This is a genomic window from Bradyrhizobium sp. Rc2d (genome assembly GCF_900099855.1).
Lineage (GTDB): Bacteria > Pseudomonadota > Alphaproteobacteria > Rhizobiales > Xanthobacteraceae > Bradyrhizobium.
On the sequence record NZ_FNCU01000019.1, the window covers coordinates 55,526 to 68,171 of the forward strand.

11 protein-coding genes are annotated in these 12,646 nt (G+C 64.7%); 6 read left to right on the top strand and 5 right to left on the bottom strand.

Going from position 1 to position 12,646, the window contains the following annotated elements:
- The first annotated feature begins 249 nt into the window (after positions 1-249).
- Positions 250-978, top strand: coding sequence for a Crp/Fnr family transcriptional regulator (locus tag BLV07_RS23350; protein ID WP_091890023.1), 729 nt, complete (start codon positions 250-252; stop codon positions 976-978).
- 218 nt (positions 979-1,196) lie between these two features.
- Here the strand turns inward: BLV07_RS23350 and BLV07_RS23355 are convergent, their stop codons facing one another.
- Entirely contained in the window at positions 1,197-1,973 is a 777-nt protein-coding gene (locus tag BLV07_RS23355; RefSeq protein WP_091890268.1) for a cyclase family protein, read from the bottom strand.
- A gap of 302 nt (positions 1,974-2,275) precedes the next feature.
- On the opposite strand from BLV07_RS23355, the gene BLV07_RS23360 reads away from it, so the two are divergent.
- The 4 genes from BLV07_RS23360 to BLV07_RS23375 all read left to right on the top strand — a co-directional run bounded on the left by BLV07_RS23360 (position 2,276) and on the right by BLV07_RS23375 (position 5,976).
- Positions 2,276-3,247 (top strand): TRAP transporter substrate-binding protein, encoded by a 972-nt coding sequence (locus BLV07_RS23360; RefSeq protein WP_091890026.1) that lies wholly within the window; start codon positions 2,276-2,278, stop codon positions 3,245-3,247.
- A 65-nt stretch (positions 3,248-3,312) separates the two neighbouring features.
- Positions 3,313-3,864 carry a TRAP transporter small permease gene (locus BLV07_RS23365; RefSeq protein ID WP_091890029.1) on the top strand — a complete coding sequence of 184 codons (552 nt, stop codon included), beginning with the start codon at positions 3,313-3,315 and terminating at the stop codon, positions 3,862-3,864.
- On the top strand, positions 3,855-5,147 hold the full coding sequence (locus BLV07_RS23370; RefSeq protein ID WP_091890032.1) for a TRAP transporter large permease: 1,293 nt from the start codon (positions 3,855-3,857) through the stop codon (positions 5,145-5,147). Before BLV07_RS23365 ends, BLV07_RS23370 begins: the two co-directional genes overlap by 10 nt.
- Positions 5,148-5,169: 22 nt before the next feature.
- A complete protein-coding gene (locus tag BLV07_RS23375; protein ID WP_091890035.1) occupies positions 5,170-5,976 on the top strand; it encodes an SDR family NAD(P)-dependent oxidoreductase in 807 nt (268 codons plus the stop codon).
- A 15-nt stretch (positions 5,977-5,991) separates the two neighbouring features.
- On the opposite strand, the gene BLV07_RS23380 is transcribed toward BLV07_RS23375, so the two are convergent.
- Genes BLV07_RS23380 through BLV07_RS23395 form a run of 4 tightly spaced genes read right to left on the bottom strand, consistent with a single transcriptional unit; the run spans position 5,992 to position 10,273 of the window.
- Positions 5,992-6,690 carry a molybdate ABC transporter substrate-binding protein gene (locus tag BLV07_RS23380; protein ID WP_091890038.1) on the bottom strand — a complete coding sequence of 233 codons (699 nt, stop codon included), beginning with the start codon at positions 6,688-6,690 and terminating at the stop codon, positions 5,992-5,994.
- Entirely contained in the window at positions 6,687-8,816 is a 2,130-nt protein-coding gene (locus BLV07_RS23385) for a xanthine dehydrogenase family protein molybdopterin-binding subunit (RefSeq protein WP_176945710.1), read from the bottom strand. The genes BLV07_RS23380 and BLV07_RS23385 overlap by 4 nt, the downstream gene beginning before the upstream one ends.
- On the bottom strand, positions 8,813-9,283 hold the full coding sequence (locus tag BLV07_RS23390) for a (2Fe-2S)-binding protein (protein WP_091890041.1): 471 nt from the start codon (positions 9,281-9,283) through the stop codon (positions 8,813-8,815). The genes BLV07_RS23385 and BLV07_RS23390 overlap by 4 nt, the downstream gene beginning before the upstream one ends.
- 15 nt (positions 9,284-9,298) lie before the next feature.
- Positions 9,299-10,273: a Bug family tripartite tricarboxylate transporter substrate binding protein gene (locus BLV07_RS23395; RefSeq protein ID WP_176945711.1), complete on the bottom strand. Its 975-nt coding sequence runs from the start codon at positions 10,271-10,273 to the stop codon at positions 9,299-9,301.
- Positions 10,274-10,507: 234 nt separating this feature from the next.
- Between BLV07_RS23395 and BLV07_RS23400 the strand changes: the two genes are divergently transcribed.
- Positions 10,508-12,598 (top strand): molybdopterin oxidoreductase family protein, encoded by a 2,091-nt coding sequence (locus BLV07_RS23400; protein ID WP_091890045.1) that lies wholly within the window; start codon positions 10,508-10,510, stop codon positions 12,596-12,598.
- The last annotated feature ends 48 nt before the right edge of the window (positions 12,599-12,646 follow it).

Below are 12,646 nucleotides of genomic sequence, written 5' to 3' on the forward strand. Positions count from 1 at the left end.
GCCGACCGCCGACGCTCGTCCAGCGCTCTGGCCGTGCGGCAGCGCCTCAACGCAATCACGACTTGCGCAATCTGCAACTCTGCGTCGGTCCAAATGCATCGGCGCATCCTTCGGATGGTGCCTTCCGCCTAAACCACGGCGTTTTCGCGGCATTTGCCTAAAACGGCGCCCGTGCTTTCCGGTTGAAAAGCCTGATAACGTTGACTACGCAGGAACCCCAATGCCTCGCAGTCTTAGGAGCCCAGCGGCGTGCCTCAGGACAAGACCGGCGACCCCCGACAGTCAGCGGGCAACAAACTATCGGTGCTGCGCAAGCACCCGATCTTCGCGGATCTGGAGCCGGAGGCGCTCGATCAACTCTGCCGCTATGCCAAGCACACCACCGTGAAGCGTGGCGCGACGATCGCCGCCAAGGGCGATCCCGGTAACAATCTATTCGCGGTGGTCACGGGCACGGTGAAGATCTCCTCTTCGTCGCCGGATGGGCGGAATGCCATTCTCAATCTGATCGGCCCCGGAGAAATTTTTGGCGAGATTGCGGTGCTCGACGGCGCGCCCAGGTCGGCCGACGCCACCGCGAACACCAATTGCGAGCTCTACATCATCGATCGCCGGGACTTCCTGCCATTCGTGAAGAGCCAGCCGGCGCTGGCGATGAAATTCATCGAGTTGCTCTGCGCGCGCCTGCGCTGGACCAGCCAGCAGGTCGAGCAGGTGATCCTCCAGAACCTGCCGGGCCGGCTCGCCAGCGCGCTGCTCGGTCTCACCGAGGAGCGCAAGCTCGACTCCGGCAGCGGCACGCTCGCCATCACCCAGCAGGAGATCAGCGAGATGGTGGGGATGACGCGCGAGAGCATCAACAAGCAATTGCGCGCCTGGGCCGGCCGCAACTGGGTTCGTCTCGAGCACGGCGCCATCGTCGTGCTGGATACCGATGCGCTGCGCGAACTCGCCGAGAGCGGTCTCGCCGGCGAGTGACGCCGTCCGCCTAAAGCGGAATGGCCTTAGGTTGAATCGATTGCCGCGGGCTCGGTGCAACCTCTCCCGCTTGCGGGAGAGGTCGCGCCGAAGGCGCGGGTGAGGGCTTTCTCCTCTAGGGGATTATCCCATCGCGGAAACACCCTCTCCCCAGCCCCTCCCGCAAGCGGGCGAGGGAGTGCACCTCCGTTTTAGCGATCGAACTGATCTCATCCGCTCTAGCTATCGATGATGGCGACCGCGCGGGTCCAGCCTGCGGAGGCGCGTTCGATCTTCACCGGAAAGCATGAGACCATGAATCCGGTCGAGGGCAATTGATCGAGATTGTGCAGCTTCTCGAGATGACAATAGCCGATGTGCCGTCCCGCCTTGTGGCCTTCCCAGATCACGCCGGCATCCCTTGTTTCGGCGTATCTCTTCGCGGTGTAGACGAACGGCGCGTCCCAGCTCCAGCCATCGGTGCCGGTCAGGCGGACGCCGCGTTCGAGCAGGTACATGGTGGCTTCATAGCCCATGCCGCAGCCGGAATTGACGTAGTCGGCTTGGCCGAATTTCGCGCCGGCGCTGGTGTTGATGACGACGATCTCCAGCGGCGACAGCGTGTGCCCGATCCGTTTCAGCTCCTTCTCGACATCGTCGGCGCTCGCCACGTAGCCGTCGGGCAGATGCCGCAAGTCGAGCTTCACGCCGGGTTGAAAGCACCATTCCAGCGGCACCTCGTCGATCGTCCATGACCGTTCGCCGCGGTTCATGGTCGGATGGAAGTGCCAGGGCGCATCGAGATGCGTGCCGTTATGGGTCGACAGCGAGACCTGCTCGACGGCCCAGCCCTGGCCATCCGGCAGGTCTTCCGCCTTGAGGCCGTCGAAGAACTGCAGCATGCGCGGCAGGCCCTGCTGGTGATCGATGTACTGGATCGTCGGATGGTTGCCGGGCGGATCGGCCGTCACGTCGTTTCGGAGCGGCACTGAGATATCGATCAGCTTCCGCGGCATGGGCATTCCCTCGAGATGGTCCGCTGTTTCGAACATGTTGAGGGGGCTCCGTAGGTGGCGTCAAGTCACGTGCCGGCGACGTCGAGCGAGTGCCGTACCCCACCTAATGCGAATTGCGCCAGAAATTGATCGATGCAACTCTTGCATCGATCAATGCTGGATTTGGCTTGGACTCAGAATGCCGCCCGCCCTAGGGACGACATTGGCGCTTGACTTCACACCGGAAGTGGGGCGACCCAAGGCGGCCTGCAGCCGGCCCGACAACGACATAATCAACCCAGTCGACCAGGAGGAAAGCCCAGATGAAGACGCTCACCGGTATCATCACAGCCGTTGCACTGGCGGTCTCAGCGCCCCTGGCGACAGCGCGCGATTTCCGCTCCGCCGACGTCCACCCTGCCGATTATCCGACCGTCGAGGCCGTCAAGTTCATGGGCAAGCAGCTCGCGGCGGCGAGCGGCGGCAAGCTCGGCGTGAAGGTGTTTCCCAACGGAGCCCTGGGATCCGAGAAGGACACCATCGAGCAGCTCAAGATCGGCGCGCTCGACATGATGCGGATCAACGCATCGCCGCTGAACAACTTCGTGCCGGAAACCATCGCGCTGTGCCTGCCTTTCGTCTTCCGCGATACGCAGCACATGCGCACCGTCCTGGACGGTCCCATCGGCGATGAGATCCTGGCGGCAATGGAGCCCGCGGGATTGGTCGGACTTGCCTATTACGACAGCGGCGCCCGGTCCATCTACACCGTCAAGGCACCGGTCAAGTCGCTCGCCGACCTCAAGGGCCTGAAGATCCGCGTCCAGCAATCCGACCTGTGGGTCGGCATGATCCAGAGCCTCGGGGCCAACCCGACGCCGATGCCCTATGGCGAGGTCTATACCGCGCTCAAGACCGGCCTCGTGGACGCTGCCGAGAACAACTGGCCATCCTACGAGTCCTCGCGCCATTTCGAGGCCGCCAAGTTCTACAACGTCACCGAGCACTCGCTGGCGCCGGAAGTTCTCGTGATGTCGAAGAAGGTCTGGGACACTCTGAGCAAGGATGATCAGGCCATGATCCGCAAGGCGGCCAAGGAATCGGTGCCCGTCATGCGCAAGCTCTGGGACGAGCGCGAGCAGGCCGCCCGCAAGACCGTCGAGGCCGCCGGCGTTCAGGTCGTGACCATCGCGAACAAGGCGGAGTTCGTCGACGCGATGAAGCCGGTGTACACGAAGTTCGCCGGTGACGAGAAGCTCCAGAGCCTCGTCAAGCGCATCCAGGACACGAAGTAAACACAGCGGTGTCGGGTCCGGAGTCGCCCAGTTGCGGCACCGGACCCTCGCGAGGGAGGCGCGGGATGACAGACCCACACGTCGCAAGCCACGAGCACGAGGCGGTCACTGGTCGCCCGTCCACCGGATTGCTGTCGCGGATCAATGCCCCCGTCGCGCGTGCGGGCATGTATCTGTCCGTGGCCGGCCTGCTCGTCATCGTCGTCATCGTGTTCTACCAGGTGTTCGGACGCTACGTGCTCAATTCCAGCCCGACCTGGACGGAGAACCTCGCGCTGGTCCTGATCCTGTATGTCACCTTGATCGGCGCCGCCGTCGGCGTGCGCGATGCCGGACACATCGGCATGGACAGTCTCTTGGTGATGCTTCCGGATCACATGCGGGAGAAGGTCGAGCTCGTGATCCACGTCCTGGTGGCCGTGTTCGGCATTGCGATGGCCTACAATGGCTGGATCCTCGGGGCGTCGGTCGGAACCGTGAAGATCCCCAATCTCGGCCTGCCTGAGGTGATCCGCTACGTGCCGCTGATCGCCTCCGGCATCCTGATCATCTCTTTTTCAATCGAGCACATCATTGCTCTCTTGCGCGGCGAAGAGGTCGTCCCCTCATGGAACTGATCATCCTCGGCGCCACCTTCTTCGGCTTCCTGATCCTCGGTGTCCCGGTCGCGTTCGCGATCGGCCTCTCGGCAATCTGCACCATCCTCTACGAAGGCCTGCCGGTCGCCGTCATCTTCCAGCAGATGATGTCGGGGATGAACATCTTCTCGTTCCTCGCCATCCCGTTCTTCGTCTTCAGCGGTGAGCTGATGCTGCATGGCGGCGTCGCCGACAAGATCGTGCAGCTCGCCAAGAATCTCGTCGGGCACATCCGCGGCGGGCTCGGCATGTCGAACGTGGTCGCCTGCACCCTGTTCGGCGGCGTCTCCGGCTCGCCCGTCGCCGACGTGTCGGCGATGGGCGCGGTGATGATCCCGATGATGAAGAAGGAGGGTTTCGACACCGACTACGCCGTCAACGTCACCACCCATGCCTCGCTGGTCGGAGCCTTGATGCCGACCAGCCACAACATGATCATCTATGCCCTGGCCGCGGGCGGCAAGGTCTCGATCGGCGCGCTGATCGCCGCCGGCCTCTTACCGGCGCTCGTGCTGATGGTCTGCATGCTGGTCGCCGCTTACGCGGTCGCGGTGAAGCGAGGCTATCCGGCCGGCAAGTTTCCGGGCTGGGCCGAGGTTTTCCGCTCGCTCGCGGCCGCGCTGCCCGGCCTTCTGATCGTCGGCATCATCCTGGCCGGCATCCTGTCCGGCGTCTTCACGGCAACCGAATCCGCAGCCGTCGCGGTCACCTACACGATCCTGCTGACCTTCTTCATCTACCGCACCATGACCTGGGGCAACTTCCTGCGCGCCGCCGCCAAGGCGGTGAAGACGACGGGCGTGGTGCTGCTGCTGATCGGCGTCTCCACCATGTTCCAGTACCTGATGGGACTCTACGAGGTCGCCGACCTCGCCGGCGAGATGATGAGCAAGGTCTCCACGCAGCCCTGGATGATCTTCCTGCTCATCAACGTCATCCTGTTCGTGCTCGGCACGTTCATGGACATGGCCGCGACCATCCTGATCTGCACCCCGATCTTCCTGCCGATCGCGATGAAGGCCGGCATGGACCCGGTGCAGTTCGGCATGCTGATGCTGATCAACTGCGCCCTGGGGCTGAACACCCCGCCGGTCGGAACGACGCAATTCGTGGGCTGCGCCATCGGCGGCATCTCGGTCGGCGCCGTGATGCGCACCATCCTGCCGTTCTATGCCGCGCTGATCGCAGCACTGATGTTCGTGACCTACGTCCCTGCATTCTCGCTGTGGCTGCCGCGCCTGCTGATGGGCTACAAGGGCTAGCAGCACCAGGGAGAAGCCATCAGTGACGGACTATCGCAAGCTCTTCGATCTCACCGGCAAGACCGCAGTCGTCCTCGGCGCCGCTTCCGGCATCGGCAAATCGTCCGCCGAGGCGCTGGCTGGGCTCGGTGCCCGCGTCGTCTGCGCCGATCGCGCGCTCGACGCCGCGGAGGCGACCGCCGCCGGCATTCGCGACAAGGGCGGCTGGGCGGAAGCGGCTAGCTGCGACGCCGCGAGCGCTGCGGACGTCAACGCGCTGGCCAAAACCGTGATGCAGAAGTTTCCGCGGCTCGACATCGCCGTGACGACGCCCGGGCTCAACATCCGCAAGACCATCCTCGACTACACCGAGGAGGATCTCGATCGCGTCCTGAACCTCAACGTCAAGGGCACGGTCTGGTTCTTCCAGGCTTTTGGCCGCATCATGGTCGAGCAGAAGGGCGGCAGCATCATCGCCTGCTCCTCGGTGCGCGCGGTCACCATCGAGCCGGGCCTCGGCGTTTATGGCTCGACCAAGGCGGCGATCGGCCTTTTGGTGAAGGGCTTTGCCTCCGAGGTGGGCCATGCCGGCGTGCGCGTCAATGCGATTGCGCCGAGCATCGCCGAGACCGCGCTGACCGGCCCGTTCAAGCAGCGCCCCGATATCTACAATCTCTACGCCGGGCACACCGTGTTCAATCGCTGGAGCAGCGCCGACGAGGTCGCCACCGCTGTCGCCTATCTCGCCTCGGACGCCGCAAGCTATGTCAGCGGCAGCACGCTGTTCGTCGATGGCGGCTGGACTGCCGTCGATGGGCCGCCGACCGGCCTCACCCAGCTGCACAAATAGGGCGGTCATCGGCATCTAGCCGGTAAAGCCCACGCGCTGGCGCAGCTCCTTCCGGTCTGCGCTGGTCAGCAGCGCGATCAGGGCGGCCGCTTCGTTTGGGTGCGTGGCCAACGCGGAAACGCCGGCCGTGTACATTGTCACGAGTTCGCAGCCGGGCGGCAGAGATCCCGACAGCGCGATGCCCTCGGTCGCGATGATCTCGGTCGCCTGCGTGCAGCCGATCGGTCTTTGCGCGGTGGACGCCGCAAGCTCCCGCATCGCGGTTGCGCCGTTCGGAAAGATCTTCAGACGCGAGGCAACCTCATAGGCGATGCCGAGCTGATCCAGCACTTTTGCGACGTGCTGTCCCGCCGTGGACGCCTTCGTGTCCGGAACGTAGATGGCATCTGCGGAGCGCAGGACCTCACGCAAATCGGCTTCGTTTTTCACCGTCACCCTGGGATCGCGGCTGCGGACGGCCAGGGCAGTCTCGACTCGGCCGACATCGGCGATCGAGGAGGGAGTGACGAGCTTCTCCTGGGCGAGCTTGGCAAGAAGCGCTTGCGTCAGGATCACGAGATCCGCCGGCGTTCCCGCTCGCAGCTTGTCGGCCATGAACCCGACCGCGCCGAACTCGCCGTCGACACTGAGGCCGGTCTGCGCCTTGAACGCGTCGGTAAGGCCGCGTACCAGGCCCTGCGCTGCGCCACCGCTCAAAATGTTCACTGTCGTCACGATGCAAGCTCCATGGCTGCAATGATCCTGTCGCGCGTGATCGGCAGGTCGCGCACGCGCACGCCGAGGCAATCGTAAACCGCATTGGCGATCGCTGCCGTCACCGGGCCGTGCGCGGCCTCACCGGCGCCGACCGGCTCGATCTCCGGCCGGTGGATGATCTCGACATCCACCGCCGGCACCTCACTGAACCTCAGGATCGGATAGTCGGTCCAGGAGGTCGAATTGATGCGCGTCCGATCGAAGCGGACACGCTCCTTCAGCACCCAGCTCGTTGCCTGGATCGCGCCGCCCTCGATCTGGTTGATGACACCGTCCGCATTGATGGCCTCGCCGACATCGACAGCAAGCGTCAGCCGCTTCACGCGGATGTCGTCGGTGCCCTCGATCTCGGCAATCGCGGCGCAATAGGCTCCCATGTTCTTGTAGCGCGCAAATCCGACGCCGTGACCGATGCCGGTTCGCTTCTGCGGCTTCCACGCGGCACGTCGCGCCGCGGCGCGGATGACGTCCTTGGCGCGCTCGTCGCGCAGATGACGCAAGCGGAATGCGATCGGGTCCTCGCCGCGCAGGGCGGCGATCTCGTCGAGCAGGGACTCGATGGCGAACACGTTGCCTTGCGCGCCGAGGGTCCGCAGCGCCGAGGTGCGCACCGGCATCGTCAGCAGCCGGTGGCTCGTGATCGTCCAGGCCGGGAGATCATAGAGTGGAACGGAGTTGCGATCAGCGCCGCCGCCATTCGCAGCCGGCGGGTTGGACGAGATCATGCGCGGGTAGGGGTTTGCGATCTCGGTTGCGGCAAGCAGCGCCGGCTGCGCCGCGCGCCCCGGCCGCGCCGCATGGCCATTGCTCCAGATCGCATGGCGCCAGCCGGTGATCTCGTTGTCGGCATCGAGATCGGCCTCGACCTCGATGGCCATGGCTGCGCCGAACGGCGCATGGGTCATCTCGTCGTGGCGCGACCATTGCACCCGCACCGGACGGCCATCGGCAGCCTTTGCCAGCAGCACGGCATCGAGCGCGACATCGTCGGCCGCATTGTGCCCGTAGCAGCCGGCGCCCTCCATGTGCTCGACGACGATGTTTTCTGCCGGCAGCTTCAGCACGATCGCGAGATCGGCGCGCAGCAGATAGACACCCTGGCTGTGGGTCCAGACATGGATGCGATCGCCATCCCATTGCGCCATGGCGCAGGACGGCGCGATCGAGCCGTGCGCGATGTAGGGGCGGGTGTATTGCCGGCTCAGGGTTTGGGCCGGCCTTTCCGTCGCCGCTGTCCTGGTGTCGATGATGGTGGTCTCGACCGGCTGGCTCTTCAGAAAGCCCGCCAGATCATTTTCATCGGGCAGCGGATCGCCGGCCGACCATGCCGCGCCCTTGCGTAAGGTTTTCACCGCGGCTTCCGCCGCGGCCTCGCCATCGGCAACCACGCCGGCAAAGCTGCCGTCGCGGACGATCGCGACGAGGCCAGGGACAGCGCGCGCAGCCTCCTCATTGAACGCAATCAATTTGGCGCCCGAAACCTCCGGCCGCAGCACGCGTCCGTGCAAAAGGCCCGGTAGCCCGCAGTCGTGGATGAAGCGCGGCCGCGCGAACACCTTGTCGGGAATGTCGACCCGCTGGACGGAATGTCCGGCGAGGGCGCGCTCGGCGGTGCTCTTCGCTGTCGCGCTCGCGGTCGCGTCGTGATCAAGAGAAACCTCACCAGCCAGCTCCCAATAGCTGGTCCTGACATTGCCCGGTCCCGAGATCGTTCCGTCGTCGATGCCGAGCAGCGCCGCATCGACGCCGAGACGCTCCGATGCAGCGGCGAGGAAGCGCCGGCGCACCTCGGCACAGGCCTGGCGCAGCGCGCGGCCGGATTGCTGAATCGACAGGCTACCCGAGGTGACGCCCTCGTTCGGGCTCATCGCCGTCGAGGCGCGGATCATCTCGATGCGCCCAATATCAACATCGAGCTCGTCCGCCGCAATTTGCGCCAGCGCCGTGACGATGCCCTGGCCGATCTCGACCTTGCCGGGCGAGATCGCCACGCGGCCTTCGCTGGTGAACCGCACCCAGGACGACAGCTTTGGGTTGGCTGCGAGGCTGACCGGCAGTTTCGGGGCAGGGGGCGGCACGCTCATGACGTCGCCATCTCCGACGCGGCCCGGAGCACGGCGCGGACCATGCGATTGTGCGATCCGCAGCGGCACAGATTGCGATCCAGCGCGGCTCTGACCTCGGCCTCCGTCGGTGACGGATTGCGCTTCAGCAGCGCCGCCGCGCTGATCAGGATCCCCGAGACGCAATAGCCGCATTGCATCGCCTGTTCGGAGATAAAGGCGCGTTGCAGCGGGTGCGGTTGCTCGATCGTGCCGAGGCCCTCCACCGTGACGACGTCTTTGCCCGCGACCGACCACATCGGCATGTCGCAAGACGCCATCGCGCGGCCGTCGACCATGACGTAACAGGCGCCGCACTCACCGGCACCGCAGCCGAAATGCGCACCGGTGACACCGAGCCGGCTGCGCAGCACGTCGAGCAGCGTCCGATCCGGATCGGCATCCACAGTAGCGGCTGCGCCGTTGAGCTGGAATTGAATGGCAGGCATTCTCGCGCTAAGGCCTCACGACTTATCGAACTTCTTGACGACGTCGGCCCATTTCTCGATGTCGCCGCGCAGGAAGTTTTCGAACTGTTCCGGTGTCATCGACATGGGCACGGCGCCCTGTTCTGTCCAGAGCTTGACGATGTCGGGCCGCTTCACCATTGCGTTGACGGCCGCATTGAGCTTGTCGATCACAGGCTTCGGCGTACCCGCGGGAGCCATCAGGCCTAGCCAGATCGTCGCCTCATAGCCTGGCATTCCGGCCTCGATCGCCGTCGGCACGTTCGGCAGCACGGCCGAGCGCTGCTTGCCGGTGGTGGCGAGCGCGCGCACCTGGTTCTCGCCGATGTTCGGCGCCATTGCCGGCACCGCGTCGATCATCATCTGCACCTGTCCGCCGATCACGCCGCTGCGCGCCTCGCCGCTGTTGCGATAGGGCACGTGGACGATCCCGACGCCGGCCATGGCTTTGAACAGCTCGCCGGCCATGTGATAGGGCGTGCCCTGGCCGGAGGAGGCGTAGTTCAATTTGCCCGGCTGCGCCTTGGCGAGCGCGATGAACTCTTGCAGCGTCTTCGCTGCGACTTGCGGGTTCACCACGATGACGAGATCGGAATAGTTCACCGGCGCGATCGGCGCGAGGTCGCGCATCAGCTCGTATTTGCGCTTGTCGGGTGTCAGCAGCGATTCATTCGCGGTCTGGGTGTTGGACATCATCAGCAGCGTGTAGCCGTCGGGTGGCGACTTCGCCGCTTCGACCGTGCCGATGACGCCACCTGCTCCTGTTCGGTTCTCGATCACGAAGGGCTGGCCGAAGCTCTCCTGGAGCACGTTACCGATCAGCCGGGCCGCGACGTCGGCCGGCCCACCGGCGCCAAAGGGCACCACGATCCGGACTGCACGAGTGGGATAATCCTGTGCCAATGAGGGAGCTGCGGAGAAGGCGCCGAGCAGGCCGACGGCGACCAGCAGCACGAATCTTCGGGCTTTCATGCCCACCTCCCTGATGTCGTTCTTGTTGGTCGGCACTGTAGCGGCAGGGGATGTGGACTGTCGACGGCTCACAGAGCCGATCGTGCCGGGAATATCGGGACGGTCTCGGTGTGGCTGCGCGGCTCTTCGCAGTCGCGGCAGGAACCGGCCGCGCACGTGATCTGAGCAAATCGCATGGGCATTGCCGGATAAATGCCCTCGGCTGACGGGTATTTTGGTGTTACGAAATTGGCCATGAACCAGCACGCCAAGATCGAAATCCGCCATTCGACCTGTCCGCATGATTGCCCCTCGGCCTGCGCCCTCGATGTCGAGGTGATCGAAGGCCGCAGCATCGGCCGCGTCCGCGGTTCGAAGCAGCAGACCTATACGGCCGGGGTCGTCTGCGCCAAGGTCGCCCGCTACGCCGAGCGCATCCATCACCCCGAGCGGGTGACGTTTCCGATGCGCCGCATTGGGCCGAAGGGCTCCGGGCAATTCGCGCGGATCTCCTGGGACGACGCGCTGGACGAGATTGCCGATCGCTTCAATCAGGCCGAGCGCGAGTTCGGCGCGGAATCGATCTGGCCCTATTACTACGCCGGCACGATGGGCCTGGTGATGCGCGACGGCCTCAACCGCCTCACCCATGTGAAGAAATATTCGCGCTTCTATCAGACCATCTGCGCCAATGTCGCCCGCATCGGCTTCGCGATCGGCACCGGCAAGATCGCCGGCGTCGATCCGCGCGAGATGGCGCTGTCCGACCTCGTCGTGATCTGGGGCACCAATCCCGTCAACACCCAGGTCAACGTGATGACGCACGCCTCGCGCGCGCGCAAGGAGCGCGGCGCGAAGATCGCGGCGGTAGACATCTACGACAACGAGACCATGAAGCAGGCTGACATCAAGATCATCCTGCGGCCCGGCACCGACGGCGCGTTCGCCTGCGGCGTGATGCATGTCCTGTTCCGCGATGGCTATGCCGACCGCGCCTATATGGACAAATACACCGATTGCCCGGATGAGTTCGAGGCGCATCTGAAGACGCGCACACCGGAATGGGCGTCCGCCATTTGTGGCGTGCCGGTGTCGGAGATCGAGGCCTTCGCCAAGGCGGTTGGCGAGACCAAGCGCACCTTCTTCCGCTTCGGCTACGGCTTTACGCGCAGCCGCAATGGTGCCACGCAGATGCACGCGGCAAATTGCATTCCCGCAGTGACCGGCGCCTGGCAATATGAAGGCGGCGGCGCCTTCTTCAACAATTACGCGCTGTGGCATTTCAACGAATCCATCATTGAAGGTCACGACGCGATCGACAAATCCACGCGCGCCCTCGACCAGTCGCAGATCGGCCGCATCCTCACCGGCGATGCCGAAGCCCTGCAGGGCAAGGGCCCGATCAAGGCGATGCTGATTCAGAACACCAACCCGATGACGGTTGCGCCGGAGCAGGCGCTGGTTCGGCAGGGTTTTGCTCGCGAGGATCTGTTCGTCGCGGTGCACGAGCAGTTCATGACCGAGACCGCCGAGATGGCCGATATCGTGCTGCCGGCAACTATGTTCATGGAACATGACGATCTCTATTACGGCGGTGGCCACCAGCACATCTCGGTCGGGCCAAAGCTGATCGACCCGCCCGGCGAATGCCGCTCCAACCACGAGGTGTTGCAGGCGCTGGCGCCGCGGCTCGGCGCCAAGCATCCTGGTTTCGAGATGACGCCCCGTGAATTGATCGACGCGACCTTGAGGCTCAGCAATCACGGCGACATCGCCGGCCTTGAAGCTGATATCTGGCGCGACCTGCAGCCGGATTTCCGCACCTCGCATTATCTCGACGGCTTCGCCCATGCCGACGGGAAATTCCATTTCAGGGCGGATTGGGCGCACCCGCCATTCGGTCAGACCATGGGCGATTTCGATAAGATGCCGGCGCTGCCGGACCATTGGGCGGTGATCGAGCACAGCGATCAGGCCCATCCGTTCCGGCTCGCGACCAGCCCGTCGCGCAGCTTCCTCAACACCACCTTCAACGAGACGCCGTCCTCGCAGGCGCGCGAGGGCAGGGCCAGCGTCATGATCCATCCCCTCGACGCGGCCGCGCTCGATATCGCCGATGGCGATGCGGTGACACTCGGCAACGGCCGCGGCGAGACCACGCTGGTCGCAACGCTGTTCGAGGGCGTGCGGCGCGGTGTGCTGATCGCCGAATCCGTTCACCCGAACAAGGGTCATATCGGCGGCCGCGGCATCAACATGCTGACGGGCGCGGACACCATCGCGCCGATCGGCGGGGCTGCCTTCCACGACAACAAGGTCTGGATCAGGAAGGCGCTCGCGGATTGAAGCGTGATCGCACGCTGATCCTCCTGCATATTGTGTCGAGGCGCTAAA

Bases quoted from the DNA above. Each gene is read 5' to 3' on its own strand.
- BLV07_RS23355 (WP_091890268.1), bottom strand. From the start codon at position 1,973: ATGCCGCGGAAGCTGATCGATATCTCAGTGCCGCTCCGAAACGACGTG.
- BLV07_RS23360 (WP_091890026.1), top strand. From the start codon at position 2,276: ATGAAGACGCTCACCGGTATCATCACAGCCGTTGCACTGGCGGTCTCA.
- BLV07_RS23365 (WP_091890029.1), top strand. From the start codon at position 3,313: ATGACAGACCCACACGTCGCAAGCCACGAGCACGAGGCGGTCACTGGT.
- BLV07_RS23370 (WP_091890032.1), top strand. From the start codon at position 3,855: ATGGAACTGATCATCCTCGGCGCCACCTTCTTCGGCTTCCTGATCCTC.
- BLV07_RS23385 (WP_176945710.1), bottom strand. From the start codon at position 8,816: ATGAGCGTGCCGCCCCCTGCCCCGAAACTGCCGGTCAGCCTCGCAGCC.
- BLV07_RS23390 (WP_091890041.1), bottom strand. From the start codon at position 9,283: ATGCCTGCCATTCAATTCCAGCTCAACGGCGCAGCCGCTACTGTGGAT.
- BLV07_RS23395 (WP_176945711.1), bottom strand. From the start codon at position 10,273: ATGAAAGCCCGAAGATTCGTGCTGCTGGTCGCCGTCGGCCTGCTCGGC.
- BLV07_RS23400 (WP_091890045.1), top strand. From the start codon at position 10,508: ATGAACCAGCACGCCAAGATCGAAATCCGCCATTCGACCTGTCCGCAT.